The 25,678-nt window shown below is 35.2% G+C and carries 13 protein-coding genes; all 13 read left to right on the top strand.

The genetic code is table 11. From position 1 onward, the window contains the following. Nucleotides 1–83: 83 nt before the first annotated feature. The 13 genes from dnaK (at nucleotide 84) to EM308_RS15045 (ending at nucleotide 25,511) form a co-directional block, all read left to right on the top strand. Nucleotides 84–1,967: a molecular chaperone DnaK gene (dnaK, locus tag EM308_RS15105; RefSeq protein ID WP_035634909.1), complete on the top strand. Its 1,884-nt coding sequence runs from the start codon at nucleotides 84–86 to the stop codon at nucleotides 1,965–1,967. Between the two features lie 314 nt (nucleotides 1,968–2,281). Then, nucleotides 2,282–3,352 (top strand): magnesium/cobalt transporter CorA, encoded by a 1,071-nt coding sequence (gene corA / locus EM308_RS15100; protein ID WP_035634910.1) that lies wholly within the window; start codon nucleotides 2,282–2,284, stop codon nucleotides 3,350–3,352. A 117-nt stretch (nucleotides 3,353–3,469) separates the two neighbouring features. Then, nucleotides 3,470–5,563: a phosphate acetyltransferase gene (pta, locus tag EM308_RS15095; protein ID WP_035635023.1), complete on the top strand. Its 2,094-nt coding sequence runs from the start codon at nucleotides 3,470–3,472 to the stop codon at nucleotides 5,561–5,563. 85 nt (nucleotides 5,564–5,648) lie between these two features. After that, nucleotides 5,649–6,845, top strand: a complete 1,197-nt coding sequence (locus tag EM308_RS15090) for an acetate/propionate family kinase (protein ID WP_035634913.1) — start codon at nucleotides 5,649–5,651, stop codon at nucleotides 6,843–6,845. 100 nt (nucleotides 6,846–6,945) lie between these two features. Beyond that, on the top strand, nucleotides 6,946–9,690 hold the full coding sequence (locus tag EM308_RS15085; protein ID WP_035634915.1) for a helix-turn-helix and ligand-binding sensor domain-containing protein: 2,745 nt from the start codon (nucleotides 6,946–6,948) through the stop codon (nucleotides 9,688–9,690). Nucleotides 9,691–9,930: 240 nt separating this feature from the next. Further along, entirely contained in the window at nucleotides 9,931–12,915 is a 2,985-nt protein-coding gene (locus EM308_RS15080) for a SusC/RagA family TonB-linked outer membrane protein (RefSeq protein ID WP_035634916.1), read from the top strand. 14 nt (nucleotides 12,916–12,929) lie between these two features. Then, nucleotides 12,930–14,414, top strand: coding sequence for a RagB/SusD family nutrient uptake outer membrane protein (locus tag EM308_RS15075; protein WP_035634918.1), 1,485 nt, complete (start codon nucleotides 12,930–12,932; stop codon nucleotides 14,412–14,414). A 27-nt stretch (nucleotides 14,415–14,441) separates the two neighbouring features. Next, complete coding sequence (locus EM308_RS15070) at nucleotides 14,442–15,272, top strand: LamG domain-containing protein (protein WP_035634921.1); 831 nt, start codon at nucleotides 14,442–14,444, stop codon at nucleotides 15,270–15,272. Nucleotides 15,273–15,336: 64 nt separating this feature from the next. Next, nucleotides 15,337–16,701, top strand: coding sequence for a glucoamylase family protein (locus EM308_RS15065; protein WP_035634923.1), 1,365 nt, complete (start codon nucleotides 15,337–15,339; stop codon nucleotides 16,699–16,701). Between the two features lie 229 nt (nucleotides 16,702–16,930). Then, nucleotides 16,931–19,231 carry a beta-glucosidase BglX gene (gene bglX, locus EM308_RS15060; protein WP_035634925.1) on the top strand — a complete coding sequence of 767 codons (2,301 nt, stop codon included), beginning with the start codon at nucleotides 16,931–16,933 and terminating at the stop codon, nucleotides 19,229–19,231. A 98-nt stretch (nucleotides 19,232–19,329) separates the two neighbouring features. Then, complete coding sequence (locus tag EM308_RS15055) at nucleotides 19,330–21,252, top strand: discoidin domain-containing protein (protein ID WP_035634927.1); 1,923 nt, start codon at nucleotides 19,330–19,332, stop codon at nucleotides 21,250–21,252. A 408-nt stretch (nucleotides 21,253–21,660) separates the two neighbouring features. Then, nucleotides 21,661–23,760 (top strand): glycoside hydrolase family 97 protein, encoded by a 2,100-nt coding sequence (locus EM308_RS15050; RefSeq protein ID WP_035634929.1) that lies wholly within the window; start codon nucleotides 21,661–21,663, stop codon nucleotides 23,758–23,760. A gap of 374 nt (nucleotides 23,761–24,134) precedes the next feature. Next, nucleotides 24,135–25,511: a M28 family peptidase gene (locus EM308_RS15045; RefSeq protein WP_035634931.1), complete on the top strand. Its 1,377-nt coding sequence runs from the start codon at nucleotides 24,135–24,137 to the stop codon at nucleotides 25,509–25,511. The last annotated feature ends 167 nt before the right edge of the window (nucleotides 25,512–25,678 follow it).

Here is a 25,678-nt window from a genome sequence, read left to right as displayed (position 1 = left end):
CGGTTTTTTATATTGGCATAATGATTGCCTTAGAGTCTTCGAACCGTTAAATAAGTTTACAATAAAAATTAAATATATTAAAAATGGGTAAAATAATCGGAATTGATTTAGGTACAACGAACTCTTGTGTTTCTGTAATGGAAGGTAACGAAGCTGTGGTAATCCCTAATGCTGAAGGAAAAAGAACTACACCATCTATCATCGCTTTTGTTGAAGGTGGAGAGATTAAAGTGGGTGATCCTGCAAAAAGACAAGCAGTAACTAACCCTACAAAAACGATTGCTTCTGTTAAACGTTTTATGGGACACACTTTTGCTGAAATTACTGAAGAAGCAAAAAGAGTTCCTTACTCTGTGGTAAAAGGTGACAACAACACACCACGTGTTGATATCGATGGTCGTTTGTACACTCCACAAGAATTGTCTGCAATGACTCTTCAAAAAATGAAAAAAACTGCTGAAGACTATTTAGGTCAAACAGTTACTGAAGCAGTTATCACTGTTCCTGCTTACTTTAATGATGCGCAACGTCAAGCTACAAAAGAAGCTGGTGAGATCGCAGGTCTTAAAGTTATGCGTATTATCAACGAACCAACTGCTGCTGCTTTGGCTTACGGTTTGGACAAAAAAGGTAAAGATCAAAAAATTGCTGTTTACGATTTAGGTGGAGGTACTTTTGATATCTCTGTTCTTGAATTAGGAGACGGTGTATTCGAAGTATTGTCTACAGACGGAGATACTCACTTAGGAGGTGATGATTTTGACCACGAAATCATTGACTGGTTGGCAGACGAATTTAAAGCTGAAGAAGGTATCGATTTGCGTCTTGACCCAATGTCATTGCAACGTATCAAAGAAGCTGCTGAGAAAGCAAAAATTGAATTGTCTTCTGGTGCCGAAACTGAAATCAACTTGCCTTACGTAACTGCTACTGCTTCTGGACCAAAACACTTGGTTAAAAAATTATCAAGAGCTAAATTTGAGCAATTGACAGATTCATTAGTAAAACGTTCTATGGCTCCTGTTGCCAAAGCGTTGAAAAATGCAGGTTTATCTGTTTCTGATATCGACGAAGTTATCTTGGTTGGAGGTTCTACTCGTATCCCAAAAATTGTTGATGAAGTAGAGAAATTCTTCGGTAAAAAAGCGTCTAAAGGTGTTAACCCTGATGAGGTTGTTGCTATCGGAGCTGCTATTCAAGGTGGAGTTCTTTCTGGAGATGTAAAAGATGTATTGTTACTAGACGTAACACCTCTTTCTCTAGGTATCGAAACTATGGGTGGTGTTATGACTATATTAATTGAAGCTAACACAACTATCCCAACAAAAAAATCTCAAGTATTCTCTACTGCTTCTGATTCTCAACCATCTGTTGAGCTTCACGTATTGCAAGGAGCTAGAGCAATGGCTGTTGATAACAAAACTATCGGTCGTTTCCACTTAGACGGTATTCCACCAGCACCAAGAGGAGTTCCTCAAATAGAAGTTGCTTTTGACATCGATGCTAATGGTATCATCAAAGTAACTGCTACAGACAAAGGAACTGGTAAATCTCATGATATTCGTATCGAAGCTTCTTCTGGATTAACTTCTGAAGAAATCGAAAGAATGAAACAAGATGCTGAAGCTAACGCTGAATCTGACAAAATTGCTAGAGAAAGAGCTGAAAAATTGAACGAAGCTGACGGAATGATCTTCCAAACTGAGTCTCAATTGAAAGAACTTGGAGATAAATTATCTGATGATAATAAAGTAGCTATCGAGTATGCATTGACTGAATTGAGAATGGCTCACCAATCTCAAGACATTCCTGCAATTCAAACTGCTCTTGACAACATCAATGCAGCTTGGAAAAAAGCTACTGAAGCGATGTATGCTCAAGGAGAACAAGGTCAAGCAGCTGCTGAGCCACAAGCTCAAGCGCAAGGAGACAATGTTGAAGACGTTGAATTCGAAGAAGTAAAATAATTATTTCTCATTGTGTTCAGATGCGATTTATCGCGTCTCCCACACAGCATTATAAACAAAAAACCGAGTCAGAAATGGCTCGGTTTTTTTTGTGCTCCACCTCCGTACAGACGCGATTTATCGCGTCTCTCCCAAGAATAATCTAGAGACGCGATAAATCGCGTCTGTACTACTGCTACTGCAAATTAATATTTTGTGTAATGTTTTGATTTGTAGCTTGTTGAAATTTATAAATTTGATTTTTTTTGATTTTTAAATCCAAATTCGTTTCAAAAGTTTCAATTTTTTTGTAATATTACTATACAAATTATTTTATGAGAAAAATTAGAAATATAAAAACCAAACAATTGCAGCCGTACAACCTTGAATACACTGGTTTGCATACAGATAAAAAGGTAGAGATTCAATTATTTGTTTATGATGATTGCAGTGTTGCAGAATATGAGAATGATATTATTTCAGATTTAAGAAAGCATATAGATTTAAACAAAACGAATTGGCTGAATATTCATGGATTAAATAATATCGCGTTGCTTAAGGTGGTTACAAAATATTTTAATATCGACAATTTCATTTTGTCCGATATTTTGAATACCAACAAGCGAACCAAATTGATGGAGGAGAAAGAGACTTTGTTTTTTAATATCAAATCACTATTGCCCCAGGAAAGTTCTGATGATATAAGAGTTGAGCAAATTAGTTTTTTGCTAAAAAAAGGAATTTTGATTTCGTTTCAGGAAAAAAGGAGCGATTTTTTTACACATATACGAGAGCGTATCCGAACCAATTCTGGAATCGTGCGAACAAAAAAAGCCGATTACTTGTTATACATTTTACTAGATACGGTGATTGGTAATTTTTATATCACATTAGAAAATGAAGAGGATAAAATAGAAGAACTGATAGATTTTACCAAATCGAGTGCCGACCCGATAATCTTAGAAAAAATTGAAAAACATAGAGATAATTTTAATTTATTAAAGCGTTCCATTATACCGCTTCGGGATTCTTTGTATGATATTAAAAGCATGAAAGATGATGACGTATTTGATGAAATTGAGCATGATAATTATAGTTTTTTTACTCGTTTGTATCAAAAGTGTTTAGAACTTTTGGAACAAATAGAATCGGATATGGGATTATTAGAAAGTGCGTCTAATTTCTTTTTTGCGGCTCAGGCACATAAGATGAACGAGATTATGAAAACTTTAACGGTTATTTCGGTGATATTTATTCCGCTGACTTTTATTGTGGGGGTTTATGGAATGAATTTTGATAATATGCCGGAGTTAAAGTATCACAATGGCTATTTTCTGGTAGTTTGTTTTATGTTCATGGTGGTAATTGCCATGGTTGTGTATTTCAAAAAGCGAAGGTGGTTTTGATTTTTAAGTGTTGAAACAACATTTGTGTTTAAACCTGATTTTGGTCATATTTTGAAGGAAATTAAAGATATAATTTTGCATAAGCGTTAAAAAAATATAACATTTTAAAGTATGAATATGAAAAAAGCAATATACATCGCGACCATTGAAGAGAATTGCGGCAAAACGATAATTACCTTGGGTTTGTTGAGAATGCTGTTAGGAAGAACTGCAAAAGTAGGTTATTTCAGGCCGGTAATTGAGGATTATGAAGATGGAAAAAAGGATACCCATATTGATATGGTTATTTCATATTTTGATTTGGATATAAAATATGAAGACGCTTATGCTATTAATAAAAGTAAATTAATCAAAAAGAAAAACAACGGAAAACTTGGAGAAGTTGTCGATTTGATTATCGAAAAATATAAAAAACTCGAAGAGCGTTTCGACTTTATTTTGGTAGAAGGAACGAGTTTTACAGGAGAAGGTACAGTTATAGAACTGGACATGAATGTGTTGATTGCAAAAAATCTTGGAGTTCCTACCATTGTTGTTGGTTCTGGTGAAGGTAAAACCTTAGAAGAATTGATTGATAATCTGAACTTGGCATACAATTCATTTAAACTCAAAGAGGTTGAAGTTTTGGCAGTTATTGCTAATAAAGTGCAACCTCAAAATCTGGAATTGGTTACAACGAGTTTGCAAAACAGTTTGCCTTCTTCAGTTCTTGTCAATTCGATTCCATTAATTGGTAGTTTAAATAATCCTACCATTCAGGAAATCATTGAAGTATTGGATGCCAAGGTACTTTTTGGTCAGGAATATTTAAATAATCAAGTTGCAAATTACAGTATTGGTGCTATGCAGTTGCGAAATTATTTGTTGCATCTAAAAGAAAATGCACTTGTTATTGTTCCGGGGGACAGAGCCGATATTATTCTTGGGGCATTACAGGCAAATGAATCTGCTAACTATCCAACAGTTTCGGGAATTGTTTTGACTGGAAACATAATCCCAGAGGAAAGTATTTTGAAATTAATCGAAGGTCTTTCGGCTGTAGTTCCAATTATCACGGTTGAAAGAGGTACTTATCATATTGCCAATGAAATAGGGAATATTAAGCCTAAGATTTATGCCAAAAACGTTCAAAAAATTGAAACATCTATAAATACATTCGATAAGTATGTTGATTTGGATGCATTAATCGATAAGTTCAATGCATTTGAGGCAGAAGGAATGACTCCAAAAATGTTCCAATACAATATGGTTAAAAGAGCCAAAGCGCATAGAAAACATATTGTTCTGCCAGAAGGAAGTGATGAAAGAATTATCATCGCAGCTTCTCGTTTGTTGGCAATGGATGTAGTTGATATTACCATTATTGGAAACAAAAAACAAATCGAAAGTAAAGTAGCCGAACTAGGTTTGGATTTTGATTTTAACAAAGTGCCAATCATTGATCCTGCAGAGTCTGAAAATTTTGAGGATTATGCAAACACCTATTATGAGTTGCGAAAAGCTAAAAATGTGACACCTGCAATGGCAAGAGATGTAATGGCCGATGTATCTTATTTTGGAACCATGATGGTGTACAAAGGACATGCAGACGGAATGGTATCTGGTGCAGCACATACAACGCAACACACTATTTTACCGGCATTACAGTTCATTAAAACAAAACCAAATTCATCTGTAGTTTCTTCTGTGTTCTTTATGTGTCTGGAAGACCGTGTTTCTGTTTTTGGAGATTGTGCTATCAACCCAAATCCTACTGCAGAACAATTGGCAGAAATTGCAATTTCATCTGCAGATTCGAGTATTTCTTTTGGAATTGAACCAAAAATTGCCATGTTGTCTTACTCTTCAGGAACGTCTGGAAAAGGAGATGAGGTTGAAAAAGTAAGAACTGCTACCGAAATTGTGAAACAAAAACGTCCTGATCTTAAAATCGAAGGACCAATACAATACGACGCTGCTGTTGACTTGGAAGTAGGACAAAGTAAAATGCCAAATTCCGAAGTGGCAGGTAGAGCCAGTGTATTGATTTTCCCTGATTTGAATACAGGAAACAATACTTATAAAGCAGTACAAAGGGAAACAGGAGCACTTGCAATCGGACCAATGTTGCAAGGGTTGAACAAACCTGTAAATGACTTAAGCCGTGGTTGTACTATTGATGACATCATTAATACTGTTGTAATTACAGCTATTCAGGCACAAGAATTTTAACTTTTTAATTTAAAGATTGAAATATTTAATAATTTAAAAATTAATTTTTTAATCCTTCAATCTTTTAATCCTTAAATATATTTAAATGAAAATAATTATTATAAACTCGGGAAGTTCCTCAATTAAATATCAATTGATTGATATGCCTTCAAATGAAGTAATTTGTAACGGAATGATTGACAGAATTGGATTGGAATCTTCAAATTTTACTTATGCGACCAATTCGGTAAAGGTGGAAGAAACATTACCAATAGCCAATCATAAAGTGGGATTGCAAAAGATTTCTCAATTGCTGATGGACGGCACCGTGGGAGTTATAAAAAGTACTTCGGACATTGATGCTGTGGGACATAGAGTTGTACACGGAGGAAGCACTTTTTCGGATACAACATTGATTACTGCCGAAGTGAAGGAAAAAATCAGACAATTGTGTGATTTGGCACCTTTGCACAATCCAGCAAATTTGGAAGGTATAAATGTTGCTGAAGAAATTTTTACATCAGCCAAACAAATTGCAGTTTTTGATACTGCTTTTCATCAAACAATGCCCGTAGAAGCTTATAAATATGCTATTCCTAATTATTTGTTGACTGAACACAAAATTAGAGCTTATGGTTTTCACGGAACATCACATAAGTATGTTTCCACAAAGGCAATTGAGTATTTGAAAGCAGCGAACAAGCCACATAAAAACATTATTTCTATCCACTTGGGCAATGGTTGTAGTATCACTGCCGTAAAAGATGGAAAATGTATTGAAACTTCAATGGGATTCACTCCGGTTAGCGGATTGGTAATGGGAACAAGAAGTGGTGATATCGATCCTTCTGTTATTTTTCATTTGATTAAAACACTAAATTATTCGGCAGATGAAGTGAACGCTTTATTGCAAAAACAAAGCGGTATGCTTGGATTGACAGGTTTTAGTGATTTGAGAGATATTCAGGCTAATGCTGCAGATGGTAACAAAGATTGTCAATTGGCTTTGGCGATGAACACTTACCGAATCAAAAAATATATTGGTTCTTATACTTCGGCATTAAACGGTTTGGATGCGATTATTTTTACCGCCGGAATTGGTGAAAATTCAGCAGAAATCAGAGAATTGGTTTGTACTGAAATGGATTATTTCGGATTGCAATTGGATAAGGAGAAAAACCAAATTCGTTCCAAAGAAATCAGAGAAATCAATACAGCTGATGCGAAAACAAAAATTTTGGTTATCCCAACAAATGAAGAACTGGAAATAGCAAATCAAGTGTATGATTTGTTATTAAATTAAAAGAAAAATCATTTCATTAAAAAAAGCTTCTGGAAACAGAAGCTTTTTTTGTTAATTTTATTGAATAAATCTAGTTATATTTGATAAAAAACATAAAGATTTGAAAGCGAAACTCCTCTACATCTTTTTTTTAGGTTTTATTTCATTGCAACTATATGCTCAAGAGTTGCTTCCCTTTGTAGAAAATTATAGTAAATCAAATTATCAGGGTGATAATCAAATTTGGAACGTGGTTCAAGGAAATGACGATGCCATGTATTTTGCCAATAATTATTATTTGCTGCGATACGATGGTGTAAAATGGGGAAAATATACACTTCCTAACAAAACTGTAATTCGCTCTATACTGGTTGATGGCGACCGAATTTATTCGGGTTCTTATCAGGAATTTGGCTATTGGTATCGCAAAAACGCAAAGATGCATTATGTTTCAATAACAAAGGGCAAGAAGGTTTTTGATACTAATAATAATGATGAAATTTGGAAGATTTTTAAGTTTAATGGTAAGATTTACTTCCAATCTTTTAATAGCATTTTTGTTTTTGACGGTAAAGTTATAACAGAAAAAAAACTCCCTTTTTTAATCTCATATTGTTTTGTAGTTGATAATCAGCTCTTGATTGCAACTGTCAAAAATGGAATTTATCAATGGACAGATTCTGGAATTGAAAAGGAAGAAGGACTGTCACTTTTGGAAAATAAAGTGGTGCATTCTATTCAAAAACATCAGAATAAAATTTATTTTTTTACCCAAAAAAATGGTGTTTTTGTTTTTGAAAATAACAAATTAAGTGTTTGGGAAAACAAACTGAACGAATTATTGAAATTGGCAAATATTAATGTCGCTCAATTTATCAAAAACAATCAACTGATCATAGGAACTGCTAATAAAGGCGCATATATCCTAGATTTGAATGACGGTTCCTATAAAAATATCAATCGGAACAATGTCCTGATGAATAATTCTGTTTTGAGTATTGGTCAGGATAAAAACAACGATTTGTGGCTGGGACTTGACAATGGAATTGCCCACATTGAGGTTAATTCTCCAATATCAATATTCTTTGATAGTTCAGGTATTTTAGGATCGGTGTATTCTGTCGCGAGTATTCCTAATGGCTATTTGATGGCAACGAATCATGGCATTTTTAAATTCGTAGACAAAGAATTATCATTAATTCCAAATACACAAGGACAGGCTTGGAATATCAGTAAAATAAAAGACCAGTACATCATTGGTCACAACGAAGGGACTTATGTTTATAAAAATGGACTTCTAAGTAAATTAAGCGATATTAACGGAGGCTGGAATTTGACCAAAAGCAGTATTGATAATTCGTATTTGCAGGCAACTTACAGTGGAATAGTTATCTACGATGATTTTAATGATTTAAATAAAATAAAAATTATAGGCGGGATTCAGAAACCAATTAAATATCTAGCCCAAAATAGGAAAAATGAAATTTGGGCTGCAGATAATAATAGGGGACTGTATCGCATTTTATATAATGATGCGCATCAAACCATCAAAGTTGACAATGTAACCAATCGCTGCAAAATAGTTAACGACTTTGGAGTTAAAATTTTTGAGTTTCGAAATGAAATCCTTTTTTTGATAAACAACTTCTGGTACACGTATAATTCCATGACCAATCAATTGGAATTGAATCAATTGTTTAACACTAATTTTAAAAATGTATCTGATGTTGTGAGTATTGATGATAATCATTTCATAGTACTTCAGGATGGATTTTTGTACTATATTAATGTTGTTGGGAATAAATTTATCAAAAACAGCATCCAGGAGAAATATTATAAAGGAAAAATCATCAACGGTAATCTGAAAGTCTTTAAGGATAGAAACAATTATTTGTTGAACCTTGACGATGGATTTATTTCACTTGAATTTAAAAATGAAATAAAAAAACAGCCCATTGTCAAAATTGAAGCTTTCAATAATGGTCATTTGGTCGAAAATAATTCTAAAATCAATCTTAATTCAGAGCTGAAGATAGATGTAATATCGGGTATTTATGGAACCGAAAAACCGGATTTATTTTATACCATTAATGGGATAAAAGAATATTTGCCAATTAAAGAAGGAGTGATTCTGTTGAATAACTTAAACAGTGGTTCTTATGAAGTTACCATTTACAGTAATGATGGTTTAAGTTATAATAAAACAACCAACTTTCAGTTTGTTGTAGACAAAGCATGGTATTTTTCGGTTTGGATGATTGTAATTTACATGATTTTCATCGGGCTTGTCTTGTATCTTTATTATATGTGGAATAAAATGAAATACATTCAAAAGCTTGAATTGGAGAAAGAGGAATTGAAACATCAGAAAGAAATTTTTGAAATGGAATTAAAGGCCGAAAATGAATTAAGCAGTCAGGAATATGAAAAGCATATCCTGCAGTTAGAATTGCAATCAAAGTCTTTGGAAATTGCAGGAAAATCACTTTCTATCGCCAAGCAAAGTGAGATGATTGAAAATATACAAAATATTTTGGATACTGAATCAGATCTCAATAAGTTGAAGAGTGAGATTAAAAAAACCATCAAAATTAATGCTGTTAATAAGCATGAATGGGAAGTTTTTGAAAGCAATCTTAGTTTGATGAACAATGAATTTATTATTGCTCTTTCCAAAAAATATCCTAATCTGACTCCAAAAGATATTAAGTTGTGCGTATATCTGAAAATGAATCTTTCTTCCAAAGAAATTGCGCCTATGATGAATATTTCTTTTAGAGGAGTCGAATTACACCGTTATCGTTTGAGAAAAAAGCTAGGTCTCGCACAAGAAGAATCTCTCAGTATGTTTTTACTTTCCGTGTAAAAAAGAGTATTTATTTGTTAAAAATAAATTCTTTTATAGTTCATTTCCTGAATTATACTACATCAAGACTACATCATTACAATTTGTTAAAGCACTTCTAATAATATTTAATAACCTGTAAATTAGGTTGTTATGATTTTGTATTGCTTTTTGATGTGTTTGTGTAGTAGAGGTGTTTTTATTACTAAAACGCTGTATTTGATTAACTTAGCTATACTAACTTAAACGTGTAACGAACCTATGAGAAATTTTATTGTCGGCTTTTTAGCACTCATCCTACTTCCAGCCTATATGTCTGGTCAAGTAATCACTGGAAAAGTATTGGATCAGACTGGACTTGGAATACCTGGGGCATTTGTTGTCGCTGGTAATGTCTCGGCTGAAACTGATATTGACGGAAATTTTAGTATTGCAGCCAAAGAAGGGCAGATATTAAAAATTAGTTTAGTTGGTTTTGAAGCAGTGTCTATTCCTGCAACGGCAAAGCCAATGACAATTACAATGAAAGAATCCCAGGATACTGCACTAAAAGAAGTGGTAGTTATTGGGTATGGAACAGCCAAAAAGAAAGATTTAACCGGTTCAAGTGTAAAAGTATCGGGGAAAGATGTTGCAGACAAACCTAACACAAATCCTGTAGCTTCGATTCAAGGTAAAGTATCTGGACTTTCTGTTGTCGATTCTGGGAAACCTGGTGAAAAATTGGATGTACGTATCAGAGGTACAGCCAGTAGATACCAAACACAACCACTTTATGTAGTTGACGGACTTTGGACAGATAACATTGATTTCATCAACCCAAATGATATAGAGTCGATGGACATCCTGAAAGACGCTTCGTCTTTAGCAATTTTTGGAGCTCGTGGAGCAAACGGAGTTATCATTGTAACAACCAAAAAAGCCAAAGAAGGTAAAACAACTATCAATTTTTCTACTAGCCTTGGGATAAAACATATTACAAACGAACCTTCATTGACGGATGCGTCCAATTTTAAAAAATTGTATGATGAACAAAGAATTAATCAGGGATTACCTCCTTATGGTTATTATAATTTGTATAATGCAAATACCGATTGGATTCATGCCATAGAAAACAAAGGAGCTACTATTATTACTCATAATATTAGCGTTACAAACGGAACAGAACATAACAAACTATATGTTGGTGCCGGTTATACTGAAGATGAAGGTCTAATAAAAAATGAAGATTATAAAAGATTTACCTTCAATGTAAATGATGAATTAGAAATAAGTGATGCAATAAAAGTAGGTGTAAATCTAGGGGGATCTAACTCAAAATTACCTCAGTTACACGATTTCATACGTACGTTGCAAGCCACTCCGATAGTTGAACCATACAATCAAAAACAAGGCATGTACAATCAATTGCCTTCGGAAATTGGTGGAGCTCAGGTAGGAAACCCATTACTTGATGTTGATGGGGTTGCTAATGGCACTTCTTTGGCAGAAGAGTTTAGATTTGTTGGAAGTGTTTTTACTGAAATAAAATTTTTAGAAGATTTTAAATTCAGAGCATCATTTTCTGCCGATTTAGGAAATAAAGATGAAAGAAAGTATTCGCCTGTTTATAATGTGTGGGATAATGAATCCAATCAGGCAACACTTTATCGAAGTCTTGCATTAACGGATGTTTGGCAATATAAAACAGACGATAAAAAAATGCAGGAGGATTATTTATTGACTTACACAAAATCATTAGGCAATCACAATATTACACTTTTAGGAGGATACAATCGAAATTATCAGTATTATTCGCAATTATCCGGAAATGTGAAACAGTATCCTAATGGAACTCCTATTCCTCATGATCCTAGATTTTGGTATGTAAATACATTCCCCTATGGAGATCCTACGACAAAATTTGCTTATTCGGATCAATGGGATCGAGCAAGTGCATCATACTTTACCCGTTTACTTTACAACTATGACGGAAGATATATTGTGAACGCCTCTTTCCGTAGAGATGGTTCTTCAGACTTGAGAGAATGGCAAAATTTCTGGACCGTTGGTGCGGCTTGGGATATCTCTAAAGAAAAGTTTATGGAAGAACAAAAATTCTTTAATAACCTAAAACTTAAAGGTTCTTATGGAACTTTAGGAAATCAATATACTTCAATCCACTATCCTACGTATCCTAATTATAAAAATGGACAGTCTGCAGTATTTGGTGAATCTTTGGTTCCTGCTTATGTGTTGGCATATCGTAACAATCCAGATTTGCGTTGGGAAACAGTTACATCTTATGAAGGTGGAATTGAAGCAACAATGTTGGATAGCAGGTTGAAAATTGAAGCAGCATATTATAATAAAACAACAGATGATTTATTGACGTTTGTTGATTTGGGAAGTGAACAATTTTATACCAATTCTGGAAAAATTGAAAATAAAGGTGTAGAGTTCAGTGCTTCATGGAATGATGAAATTAATGAGAATTGGAGTTATTCGCTTAGTGGTAATTTTTCAACCATTGATAACGTTGTTAAATCTGTTTATATAGATGGATTTCAGGTTTTTGATGGTCCTTCTATCATGACAGCTGGTGCGCCTATGGGATCTTTTTATGGATACACAGTTGAAGGGTTGTATCAATCCTATGCCGATGTTTTGGCTTCACCACCAAGTACTTTAGGGGCTTATGGACCTGGTGATTTTAAATATAAAGATAGAAACGGAGACGGGAAGATAACACCAGATGACAGATCTGTAATTGGTAATCCTACTCCAGATGTTTCATACGGTTTCTCGGCATCTCTTAATTATAAAAACTTTTCATTTTCTATTGATTTTGCTGGAGTTTATGGTAATGAAGTTTATAGAAACTGGGGTAATGGATCAACTTTTGCTCAGTTCAATTATAGAACAGATAGGTTAGATCATTGGACAGCTGCAGGCACATCTAACTGGGAGCCAAGGATAAATGATGGTTCTTCATATAACCAATTGGCATCTACTTACATGATTGAAGATGGTAGCTACCTTAGATTGAGAAACGTACAATTTGGATATACTTTTGATACTGAATTACTAAACAAAGCCAGTATACAAAGCCTTCGTTTGTATTTGAATGCACAAAATCCATATACCTGGACAAAAGCTTCAGGTTTTACTCCTGATATTGGTGGAACTCCTACTCAATTTGGTGTTGACAATGGAGGTTATCCTGTGGCAAGAGTTATTTCATTGGGATTAAATGTAACTTTTTAAAAATATAGCTAGTTATGAAAAGTATAAATAGTAAATCAATAAAATATATAATGGTAGCATTGTTAATGTTGCCGCTATTTAATTCATGTGATGACCAGGAGTTTCTAGATAGAAAACCTTTAGGAACTGCCGCAGAAGGTGACTTGGCTGCAGGAGGTTTTGAGGAAAAAGCTTTTGGTTTATATGGATTGGTTCGTACTTCGCCTGGAGTTACAGACTGGTGTAGATTCTTTTTCGAGTCTGTTCGATCGGATGATGCAATTACAGGTAGTAATGCAAGTGATACTGCAAATTTTGATCCTTATTTTGAAAAATATCAATATACCACAACCCATTTTATGAATACCGATTGCTGGAATGGACATTATAAAGTGATATATGCCTGTAATGATTTGATTGATGCCGTTGATAAATCTGGTGCAACAGATGAGGGAAGTTTGACAAACAAAGCCGAAGCAATGGTAATGAGAGCATTTCTTTATTTTGATTTGCGCAGAGATTACGGTGAAGTTCCAATCGTACTTAATAAAGTAGTAGTTCCTGGTGATGCCGTAAAACCCAAAAGTACAATTGCTCAGGTTGATGCTCAAATCATTAGTGATCTTACTTTTGCTTCACAGCATTTGCCTTTAAGTTGGCCTGCTTACCCAGGAAGAGCAACCAAAGGTTTTGCAAACACTTTATTGGCAAAATTATATTTGTATCAAGGAGATTGGACTAAATCTTTAGCAAAATCACAAGAAGTGATTGCTTCTGGTCAATATTCTTTGTTTTCTTCTTATGCTGACTTGTTTAAAGAAGGGGGTGATAATTCTCCTGAAGCAGTTTTTGAAATTCAGTTTTTACGTCAAGGAGGAATTAATTATTCAAGTAATTATTGGGAAGCTCAAGGAGTTAGAGGTGCAGGTACATGGGATTTAGGTTTCGGAATGAACGTTCCAAATGATAATTTGATAAATGCGTATGAGGCAAATGATCCAAGAAGATTGGCAACTGTCTTATATTCAGGTCAAGATGATGGAAATGGTTTAATCTTGCCAGCAAAACCGCCTTTGGATCAACCTTATTGGAATAAAAAAGCTTATTCAACACCTAGTGTGAGACAAAATTATGGTGAAAACAAAAACCATTGGATTAATATTAAAATTCTTCGTTATGCTGATGTTCTTTTGATGGCTGCCGAAGCATCCAATGAATCTGGAAATACGAGTGCTGCTGCAAGTTATCTGGAAATGGTAAGAGCTAGAGCGAGAGGGAATAATGCGGGAATTTTGCCTCCGGTAACAGGAAGTCAATCAACTTTACGTACCGCCATAAAACGAGAAAGAAGAATTGAATTTGCTATGGAAGGGGAAAGATTCTATGATTTAGTTCGCTGGGGAGATGCAGTTTCAGTACTTGGGCCTTTAGGGTATCAACCTAAAAATGCTTATTATCCTATACCTCAAACTGCAATTGATCAATCTGGTGGAGTTTTGGTTCAAAATCCTAATTATTAATAACTATTCGATAAAAAAATAAAGAAGATGAAAATCAATATATCTATGATTAAGAAAGCTTTCGGAATAGTAATTGTTTTGATGGCGACAATAGGATGCCAGGATATGGAAAGACCTGAATTAGGGGATTATCCAGTTGATGAAAATCCTCCTGGTGGACCTTTAAAATTTTATGTTCCTTTTGAGGACAATACTACTGACCCATTGCGTTTTGCTGTAGACAATATTAGAGCAAAATTTCCTAGTGATAATCCCTTGGCACAAACTCAGGGAATTAATGGAAAAGGAGTGCAGGGAGGTCCAGCCAAAAAATTTATTGCGTATTCATCTGCAAATGATTTTGCTTCGACTGCAGGTAGTTTTACGGTTTCTTTTTGGGCAAAACATAACATTCCAACTCAAACAGAATTTGTATTTGCTCTGACAAGCGACAACTGGGCAAAGGCATCAATGTTTGTTATGGCAGAAGGAACTCCTGCCAAACCAATTTTAAAACTTTATGTTGATGAACAGCCAACTACGGGTGGTTCTGATAAATGGTTTGAATGGTTAGATGCAAAAATGGTTCCCGGAATATTTGATAATCAATGGCATCATTATGCATTTGTGTACGATGGAAAAATTTCAAAAATGGTTCTCTATAGAGATAATGTGCCATTAGAGCCACTTAGCCAATGGACTGGTCACGGAAACGTAAAATTTAACACAGCAAAAGTGGGAAGTTTAAGAATTGGCGGATCTGGAAATCCTGAAGAAGGCTGGATGAATTCCTGGACTGGAGCATTGGATCAGTTCAGATTGTATTCTTCAGCATTGACCGCAACAGAAGTGGGGGCTTTATATACAGGAAATGAATAATCATTAATTAAATATAATTTGCCAGAGTAATTTTTGCTTTGGCAAGTTTTTTATACAGCGAGGTATGAGAAAGCTTAAATTTTTAATTGCCCCAGTTTTTTTATTTCTTTTAAGTTGCAACAACAACACAAAAGAAAAAAAGACAAATGTCGAATCGCCTAAGTTGACAGACGAACAAGCGATGGATCTGGTCCAGAAAGATGCTATAAAGTATTTTTGGGATTATGCAGAATCCAATTCAAAATTGGGTAGAGAACGTTATCTAACCGATGATCCTAATTTTGAAGCGAATAAAATTGCAGTAGGTGGTTCAGGTTTTGGGCTAATGTCTTTGATTGTTGGAGTAGAAAGAGGTTTTATTCCAAGAGATGAAGCTGTAAAAAGAATGATTACCGGAATGAATTTTCTGGAGAAAGCAGATCGTTTTCATGGAGCTTGGGCACATTGGATAGATGGAACCACAGGGAAAGCCATTTTTTTTGGCAATGTAAAAGATAACGGAGGAGATATAGTTGAAACTGCCTATTTGTGCCAAGGATTGGTAGCCGTAAGGGAATATTTTAAAAACGGTAATGCCCAAGAAAAAGAATTAGCAGACAAGGCAGATAAGTTATGGAAAGGCGTTGAATGGAATTGGTACACCAATGGTGAAAATGCAATGTATTGGCATTGGTCTCCTACCTATCATTGGGAAATGAAATTTAAACTCGAAGGATACAACGAGTGTCTGATTGCCTATATTATGGGAGCGGCTTCACCAACTCATCCTATTCCGGCAGTGGCTTACCATGAAGGCTGGGCTCGCAGCGGAGCTATTACAACGGATAAAAAGCAATATGGAATCCCTTTAGTACTTAAGTATAATACAGTTGGCGAAATTGCTGGGCCACTGTTTTGGGGACAGTATTCTTATCTAGGATTAGATCCGACAAAACTTTCGGATAAGTATGCAAACTATTGGGAATTAACTCAAAATCAAGCAAAAATTACCTATGAATATTGTGTTGATAATCCCAAAAAGTGGAAAGGATACTCCGATAAATGTTGGGGACTCACAGCGAGCTATACCCGAAACAAGGATGGTTCAACTGGATATTCTGCTCATGATACCGGCAATGATTTAGGGGTTATAACACCTACAGCAGCGTTATCATCTTTTCCATATACTCCAAAGGAAAGTATGAGATTTTTACATTTTTTATATGATGAAAATAAAAGTACTTACGTAGGAGTTGCAGGACCTTATGATGCTTTCTCACCGCATTATAATTGGGTTACACCACGTTATTTGGCTATAGATCAAGGAACAATAGCTCCAATGATTGAAAATTACCGAACAGGTTTATTGTGGAAATTATTCATGAATGCCCCCGAAGTACAACAAGGTTTGAAGAATCTTGGTTTTAGTTCGGGTAAATATGGATTTTAATAAATGCCCTTTAATTGAGTCGAATCGCAAAAGCCATTTTTCCTATTATCCAAAAAAAGTGAATTGTTTAGAATTGTAGTTTTTTTGGAGAATTAACTGTTTTTGTTTATGATTATAGTTAAAAAATACAAAATATTGTTTTTAAATGATTAAAGGTACGGTTATTGAGAACAAGATGGCGATAATCTTGAATACTTGCATTTTATAATAAAATAAAAAATAATAGAAAATGAAAAAGATAGCTGTTATCCTGCTCTTAGGCTTCGTTTTTTTTGGCTATAGCCAAAAGAAAGAAAACAAAAAACAAGTTACAATAAAACCCAAAGCTGAATTTGTTGCAGAGTTATTGTCCAAAATGACTTTGGAAGAAAAATTAGGGCAATTGAATTTACCAACTTCTGGCGATATTACTACCGGTCAGGCTAATAGTTCTGATGTTGCAAAGAAAATAGAAGAAGGTAAAGTAGGAGGTTTATTTAATATTAAAACTGTTCAAAAAATTAGAGATGTACAGCGAATTGCAGTTGAAAAAAGTCGCATGAAAATTCCATTGATTTTTGGTATGGACGTAATTCATGGCTATGAAACCACTTTTCCTATTCCGCTTGGATTGTCATGTACTTGGGACATGAAATTAATCGAAAGAAGTGCTCAAATTGCAGCACAGGAAGCAAGTGCTGACGGGATATGCTGGACGTTTTCTCCTATGGTTGATATTTCCCGCGATCCACGTTGGGGAAGAGTTTCCGAAGGCTCTGGTGAAGATCCTTATTTGGGGAGCAAAATAGCCGCCGCCATGGTAAAAGGATATGAACAGGATGATCTTAGTAAAAATAATTCTATTTTGTCCTGTGTTAAACACTTTGCTTTATATGGAGCTCCAGAAGCTGGGCGTGATTACAATACGGTTGATATGAGCCATATCAGAATGTATAATGAGTATTTTCCGCCATACAAGGCTGCGATTGATGCCGGTTCCGGTTCGGTTATGGCGTCTTTTAATGAAGTTGATGGCGTTCCTGCCACTGGAAATAAATGGTTGCTGACAGATGTTTTAAGAAAACAATGGGGCTTTAAAGGATTTGTGGTTACCGATTTTACGGGAATTCCAGAAATGATTGACCACGGAATGGGAGATTTGCAAACGGTATCAGCTCTAGCGCTTAATGCGGGCGTAGATATGGATATGGTAGGCGAAGGTCTTTTGACAACTTTGAAAAAATCATTGGAAGAAAATAAAGTTACCATTGAACAAATCGACAAAGCTGTCACGCTTATGCTGAATGCAAAATACGATTTGGGATTGTTTCATGATCCTTACAAATACTGTGATGATAAAAGAGCCAAAACCGATATTTTTACCGCTGCAAGCAGAGATGAAGCAAGAAAAATAGCTTCACAATCATTGGTTTTACTAAAAAATCAGAATCAGGTACTTCCTTTAAAAAAATCGGGAACAATTGCTTTGATAGGACCTTTGGCGGATGCCAAAGAAAATATGCCTGGAACATGGAGTGTTGCCACAAAAATGGAAAATGCAATATCATTATTGGCAGGTATCAAAGAAGTAGCCGGCAAATCGACTAAAGTACTTTATGCCAAAGGAAGCAATCTTGATTATGATGAAACTTTTGAGACCAATGCCACCATGTTTGGAAAAACCCTGCATAGAGACAATCGTTCCAAAGAAGAATTATTGAACGAAGCCTTAAAAGTTGCCAATCAAGCCGATGTTATTGTGGCGGCGCTGGGAGAATCTGCCGAAATGAGCGGGGAGAGCAGCAGCCGTACCAATCTTGAAATTCCGCAAGCGCAAAAAGACTTATTGAATGCATTATTAAAAACAGGAAAACCGGTAGTTTTAGTTCTTTTTGATGGCCGTCCATTGGTTATAAAAGAAGAAAATGAAACTGTGCCAGCCATATTGAATGTATGGTTTGCTGGTACTGAAGCTGGATACGCAATTGCAGATGTATTATTTGGAGATGTTAATCCTTCGGGAAAATTAACTGCTACGTTTCCAAGAAGCCTAGGACAAGTGCCTATTTATTATGCCTCTAAAAATACAGGAAGACCTTTGGTTAACAAAGAAGGAAAATTTGAAAAATTCAGATCCAATTATATCGATGAAAGAAATGAACCTTTGTTTCCTTTCGGTTTTGGATTGAGTTATACCAATTTTTCCTATTCAAATCTTAAAATTTCATCTGATAAAATGAATTTCGGCGGAAAAGTAACTGTAAGTGTCGATGTAGCAAATACAGGTAATTACGACGGAAAAGAAGTTGTCCAAATGTACATCAGAGACGTGGTTGGTTCTGTAACCAGACCCGTTAGAGAATTAAAAGGTTTTCAAAAAATTGCCCTTAAAAAGGGAGAAAAACAAACTGTTACATTCGAAATCAGTGTAGAAGATTTGAAATTTTACAACTCTGATTTGAAATTTGAAGCTGAACCTGGATTATTTGAAGTTTTCGTAGGCGGAAACTCAGACGCACAAAATAAAGTTAGTTTTAATTTAGTTAAGTAAGTTTAGTTAGTTTGGTTAGTATGCCCTTCGTTTTTTAGGTTAAACGAGGGGCATTTTTTAATAAACAACTTTCAATTAATCTATTAAAAGTTTAGAAAATGAGAAGATTGAATTTAATAGTGATGTTTCTTTTTACATTGAGTATTCAAGTTGTCACAGCTCAAAATAGCAGTAGCAATGGAAAAACGGAATGGTTTGACCCAAACAGACCTGCTTCAACATATTGTAATCCAATAAATATCGGATACAATTATACAACCCAAAACCATAACGGAATTCCTGATTCACGTCGTTCCAGTGCCGATCCCGTAATTATTAACTACAAAGGCGAATATTACCTGTTTGCGACCAATCAGGCGGGTTTCTTTTGGAGTAAAGATATGTCGGACTGGAATTTTGTTTATGGTAGTTTTCAACGACTTCCCGGAGATGATGATCAATGTGCACCTGCTGCGTGGGTGGTAAATGACACTTTGTTTTATGTGGGTTCAACCTGGAAGAAAGATCATCCCATCTGGAAAACAGCCAATCCCAAATTAGGGAGATGGACAAGACATGTAAATACGGCGATGTTGCCCACTTGGGATCCTGCTATTTTTCAGGATGATGACAAAAAAGTGTATATGTATTACGGTTCAAGCGGGAAATTACCGCTTGTAGGTGTCGAAGTTGATTATAATACATGGCTCCCGAAAGGAAATCAGGAGGATTATGCAAAATTATATGCCGCCACAGAGGTTGAAGATATTCAAAAACCTTATGGACAGGCAAAATCTGTCGTAAATTTAGATCCGACAAATCATGGTTGGGAGCGTTTTGGTCCAAACAATGACATGGAACCTGCACCTTGGGGCAATTTTATTGAAGGGGCTTGGATGACCAAACATAACGGAAAATATTATATGCAATATGGTGCTCCGGCAACTGAATTTAAAGGCTACGCCAATGGAGTTCACGTAGGCGACAGTCCATTAGGACCTTTTACGTATCAAAAACACAACCCGATGTCGTATAAACCGGGAGGATTTGTTATAGGAGCTGGGCATGGGAATACTTTTGCTGATAACTACGGTAATTATTGGAATACAGGAACCTGTAAAATTTCGGTAAAAGATCGATTTGAGCGCCGTATCGATATGTTTCCCGCCGGATTTGACAAAGATGATATTATGTATTCAATAACTGCTTATGGTGATTATCCCACTTTGTTGCCGACTCAAAAGCGTGACCAAACCAATGGTGCTTTCTCGGGATGGATGTTGCTTTCATACAAAAAGCCAGCAACAGTATCTTCTACCGAAGATTGCATGGAAGTGCAAACGCATAGAGTGGACACGGGCGGAAAAAAAGTTTTTGAAAAAATTTGCTATAGTGCCGAAAATTTGACCGATGAAAACATTCAATCGTATTGGTCAGCCAAAACTGATAAACCAGGTGAATGGTTCCAGATTGATTTGGGCAGAAAAATGAGGATAAATGCCCTCCAAATTAACTATGCCGATCATAAAGCAACGCAATACAACAAGGCAATGGATATTTATTATCAGTATAAAATTTTTACTTCAAATGATAATCAAAATTGGACATTGGTTGTTGATAAATCCAAGAATGACAAAGATGCTCCTCACGATTATTTGGAATTAATGAAGCCAATTGAAGCGCGTTATGTAAAAATGGTGAATATTCATAATGCTTCAGGATTATTTTCGGTTTCTGACTTTCGTGTGTTTGGAAACGGATTGTCCGAAAAACCAAAGGCGGTAACAGGTTTCAAAGTGAATAGAAATCCATCCGATTCAAGAAACGCGATGATTAGTTGGAATAAACTTCCTGATGCCGTTGGTTATACAATTTACTACGGAATTGCTCCTGATAAATTATACAATAACATAATGGTTTATGATGGCGATTCGTATGATTTTCGAGGCTTGGATAAAGGAACTGATTATTATTTTGCTATTGAAGCTTTTAATGAAAATGGAATTGGCCCAAAAACGATGAAGAATGTTAAGTCAAAATGATGAGAGATTAAATTAGATTATTGTGTAGTTGGTTCATAAGCTTCTTATTACGAGTAATATGGTGATGTTCTAGATGGTATTCCGCAATCGACTTCCACAATCTTGTCATTCCGAGGTACGAGGACACGAGCGATAGCGAACTGGCGAAGCAATCTCCACAAGTAGCTCCTCAATCAAAGTCCACAATCTTAGCTGATTTTGTAACGGAGATTCTTCCTCCGTTAGAATGACAAGTTTGAGGATTATTGGAAAGAAACGAGATTGTTCGACCGCGACTTAATAATTCATATAAGTTTATTCTTATCAAAAAAAAGACTTATTGAAACTACAACCTTGTAGTATTTTTTAAATTAAATACTAAATAGATTAATAATTATTTTTGGTTTAAAGCAACCTAAAAAGCAACAAATGAAGCATATATTTTCAATTTTTTTCGTTTTTATTTTATGTTCAATTAATGCACAAAACGTGAAATCGCCATCTAATAAAATTTCGCTCAATTTTAAATTACTGGAAAATGGGAAACCATCCTATTCGGTTGATTATAATGGAAAAACTGTTATTGAGGAAAGTTCTTTAGGAATAAAACTAAAGGAAAAAAAAGCCCTTAATTCTGATTTTGAAATTCTGTCAACCAAAACTTCCGAATTCAATGAATCTTGGAAACCGGTTTTGGGTGAAAAATCATCAATTCTAAATCATTATAACGAACTTACAGTTGCTTTGGTTCAAAAAGAAACCAAAGTAAAAATGAATATCATTTTCAGGGTTTTTGACGAAGGTATTGGATTCAGATACGATTTTCCTAAACAGGAAAACCTGAATTATTTCATTATTTCGGATGAAGAAACACAATTCAATCTGACCGAAGATTACAAAGCTTTCTGGATTCCTGGTGATTTTGACAGCAATGAATATGCCTATAATGAAACCAAACTTTCAGAAGTTGACAATACTAAATTAGATTTGAATAATGGAATTGGAGTAAAATCAATTCCTGGGAAATATGCCGTACAGTCACCGCTGATGATGAAATCGTCAACAGGTTTGTATGTCAATATTTTTGAAGCAGCAGTTGTCAATTATCCAGTAATGCATTTGAATGTTGACGGATCAAAGTTCAAATTAACGTCAGTTTTGGTTCCAAATGCAATTGGCGATAAAGCCTATTTGCAAGCTCCCTGCGTATCGCCATGGAGGACTATTATGATAAGCAATGATGCAAGGGATGTTGTTGGCTCACATATGATTCTGAATTTGAATGAACCCTGTAAACTCGATGATGTTTCTTATATAAAACCAATGAAATACATTGGAATTTGGTGGGAAATGCACGTTGGGGTTTCCACTTGGGATTATACGGGTTCACAAGTTGCCCAAAACGTGTTAACACAAAGTTTAGCTCCAACTGGTAAACACGGAGCAACAACAGAAAACACCAAGAAATATATTGATTTTGCTGCAAAAAATGGCTTTGATGGCGTTTTGGTAGAAGGATGGAATGTTGGTTGGGAAGATTGGAATGGCAATTGGAAAGAAGAAGTTTTTGATTTCACTACGCCTTATCCTGATTTTGACATCAAAGCAATTTCGGCTTACGCCAAAGAAAAAAACGTAAAAATGATTATGCATCATGAAACTTCGGGTTCTGTTGGTAATTATGAGCGCCATCTTGATCGTGCTTTCGATTTGATGAAAAAGTATGATTATCCGGCAGTAAAAACGGGTTATGTGGGCAAAATTATTCCTCGTGGTGAGTTTCACGATGGACAAGCGATGGTGAACCATTTTAACTTTGTAGCCAAACGCGCCGCCGATTACAAACTAATGCTTAATTCTCATGAATCGTCCCGCCCAACAGGTTATAGCCGTACGTATCCAAATTACATAGCTGCCGAAGCAGCGCGCGGTAATGAATTCAGCGGTTGGAGTATTGGAAATCCGCCTAGTCACGAAACTATTTTGCCATTTACAAGACTGCTTGGCGGACCGATGGATTATACGCCGGGCATTTTTGAAATTAAAATGAGTTATTACGACAAAAATAAAAAGGAACAGGTACATACTACGTTGGCAAAACAATTGGCATTGTATGTAACAATGTATTCTCCTTTGCAAATGGCTGCTGATTTACCTGAAAATTATGAAAAACGCATGGATGCTTTTCAATTCATCAAGGATGTTGCCGTTGATTGGGACGATACCAAAATTCTGGAGGCTGAACCTGGTGATTATTTAACCATTGCCAGAAAAACTAAAGGAAAGGAAACTTGGTTTTTAGGAGCAATTACAGACGAAAATTACAGAAAGACTACCATTGTTTTGGATTTTCTGACCAAAGGTCAAAAGTATAAAGCAATTATTTATGAAGATGCCAAAGATGCCGATTGGAAAAAAAATCCAATGGCTTACAAAATAAGAACTGTTGAAGTTAACAATAAATCAAAACTGAATTTGGTTTTGGCTCCAGGAGGAGGAACAGCCATAAGTTTTGAACCAATTAAGTAAGGATTTCAAGTTTTATTACACCTAGAATTAGAGACAAATTACATACCCAACTGTTCAATGTCATTGAGTTAATGATTTTTCTAAATATAGTTCTCGTAAAGTCGCTAAGACGCAAAGAAATAGGCTTCAAACTTTGCGTCTTGGCGCCTTAGCGAGAAAATGCAAAGCTTAATTTAATGTCATTGCCCGAGCGATAGCAAACAGGCAAAGCAAATCTGTATAAAAAAAGCAATAAAATCTTAATACTGATTTTAGGTTAAATCCTGTGAACTTTTAAAGGTTGCAGGATTTTTTTGTTTTTAACATTAAAATTGATTTAGAATTTCGAAATTGCACCAACTTAAATCGATTTAATAAACCAAGATTAGCCCAAAATGAAAAAAAACCTTCTTCTTTCTTTACTTTTTGTAAATAGTATTGTTGTTTTTGCCCAAAATAAAGACGAGCAATTTTTTAAACAAATTTATAACTCTGCATTAACCAATTCGAAATGTTATTCTTGGTTGGATCATTTATCAAATGATATCGGATCCCGTTTATCTGGTTCTGCAGGAGCTGAAAAAGCGGTTCAATATACTAAAAGCCAAATGGAAAAATTGGGTTTTGACAAAGTGTATTTGCAGGAAGTAATGGTGCCAAAATGGGTTCGTGGTGAAAAAGAAACCGCTTATATTCTCGATGACAAAAAGAAAATTATTGTGCCAATTTGTGCATTGGGAGGATCGGTTGCAACTCCAAAAACCGGTTTAACTGCCGAAGTGGTCGAAGTGCATAATTTTGATGAATTGAAAGCTTTGGGTGAAGATAAAATAAAGGGGAAAATTGTATTCTATAACAGACCAATGTATGATGGGGTTATCGAATCCTTTGATGCTTATTCTGGTGCAGTAGATCAACGCGGAGCTGGTGCCAGGGAAGCTTCCAAAATGGGGGCGGTTGGAACTATTGTGCGTTCAATGAATTTACGACTGGATGATTATCCGCACGCTGGAGCGCAAAGTTATGGTGAACTCCCAAAAGACAAATACATTCCAACAGCTGCTATCAGTACAAATGGTGCCGAATTGTTAAGTAAGACTTTAAAAAGTAATCCAAAATTGAAATTCTATTTTAAACAAAGCTGCCAGCAATTTGACGATGTATTGTCATATAATGTTGTGGGAGAGCTAAAAGGAACTGAACATCCTGAAAAGATAATGGTTGTAGGAGGACACCTAGATTCATGGGATTTGGCCGATGGTTCACATGATGATGGAGCAGGAGTTGTTCAAAGCATGGAGGTAATGAATATTTTCAGAAATCTGAATTATAAACCTAAAAACACACTCCGAGTGGTTCTTTTTATGAACGAAGAAAATGGAAATAGAGGCGGAAATAAATACGGAGAATTGGCTGTAAAAAACAAAGAAAACCACATTTTTGCTTTGGAAAGTGATTCGGGTGGATTTGCGCCAAGAGGATTTTCTTTTGAATGTGACGATTCTAGTTTTAATAAAATAAATAGTTGGAAATATCTCTTTGAGCCCTATTTAATACACAGCTTTGTAAAAGGACACTCCGGCACGGATATAGGTCCATTGACTTCTGAAAAAATTGTGAAAGCTGGTTTGAAACCAGATTCGCAACGTTATTTTGATTACCATCATGCTGCAAATGATACATTTGATGCGGTTAACAAAAGAGAGCTACAACTTGGTGCAGGAACAATGGCTGCATTAATTTATATGATAGACCAGAACGGAATTGAATAGTTTTTCATTATTCGATAAATAAAAAAAGCTTAATTCTGGAAATAACAGTATTTAGTCAAATACATTGTTAAACATATAAGTCGTATAAGTTTTTAATATAAATAAAATCGAGTAAAAGAAATAGTTCATTTAAGTAAGGTCTCTTAACCTTATGAAGAGCGCTTTTT

The organism is Flavobacterium gilvum (genome assembly GCF_001761465.1).
Taxonomy (GTDB): Bacteria; Bacteroidota; Bacteroidia; order Flavobacteriales; family Flavobacteriaceae; genus Flavobacterium; species Flavobacterium gilvum.
Note: the sequence above shows the minus strand (reverse complement) of the source record. Positions and strands in the feature narration are given on the sequence as shown.

What these genes read in the sequence shown, in the direction of transcription:
- dnaK (WP_035634909.1), top strand. Translation starts at nt 84, where the DNA reads ATGGGTAAAATAATCGGAATTGATTTAGGTACAACGAACTCTTGTGTT.
- corA (WP_035634910.1), top strand. Translation starts at nt 2,282, where the DNA reads ATGAGAAAAATTAGAAATATAAAAACCAAACAATTGCAGCCGTACAAC.
- pta (WP_035635023.1), top strand. Translation starts at nt 3,470, where the DNA reads ATGAAAAAAGCAATATACATCGCGACCATTGAAGAGAATTGCGGCAAA.
- EM308_RS15090 (WP_035634913.1), top strand. Translation starts at nt 5,649, where the DNA reads ATGAAAATAATTATTATAAACTCGGGAAGTTCCTCAATTAAATATCAA.
- EM308_RS15080 (WP_035634916.1), top strand. Translation starts at nt 9,931, where the DNA reads ATGAGAAATTTTATTGTCGGCTTTTTAGCACTCATCCTACTTCCAGCC.
- EM308_RS15075 (WP_035634918.1), top strand. Translation starts at nt 12,930, where the DNA reads ATGAAAAGTATAAATAGTAAATCAATAAAATATATAATGGTAGCATTG.
- EM308_RS15070 (WP_035634921.1), top strand. Translation starts at nt 14,442, where the DNA reads ATGAAAATCAATATATCTATGATTAAGAAAGCTTTCGGAATAGTAATT.
- EM308_RS15065 (WP_035634923.1), top strand. Translation starts at nt 15,337, where the DNA reads ATGAGAAAGCTTAAATTTTTAATTGCCCCAGTTTTTTTATTTCTTTTA.
- bglX (WP_035634925.1), top strand. Translation starts at nt 16,931, where the DNA reads ATGAAAAAGATAGCTGTTATCCTGCTCTTAGGCTTCGTTTTTTTTGGC.
- EM308_RS15055 (WP_035634927.1), top strand. Translation starts at nt 19,330, where the DNA reads ATGAGAAGATTGAATTTAATAGTGATGTTTCTTTTTACATTGAGTATT.
- EM308_RS15050 (WP_035634929.1), top strand. Translation starts at nt 21,661, where the DNA reads ATGAAGCATATATTTTCAATTTTTTTCGTTTTTATTTTATGTTCAATT.
- EM308_RS15045 (WP_035634931.1), top strand. Translation starts at nt 24,135, where the DNA reads ATGAAAAAAAACCTTCTTCTTTCTTTACTTTTTGTAAATAGTATTGTT.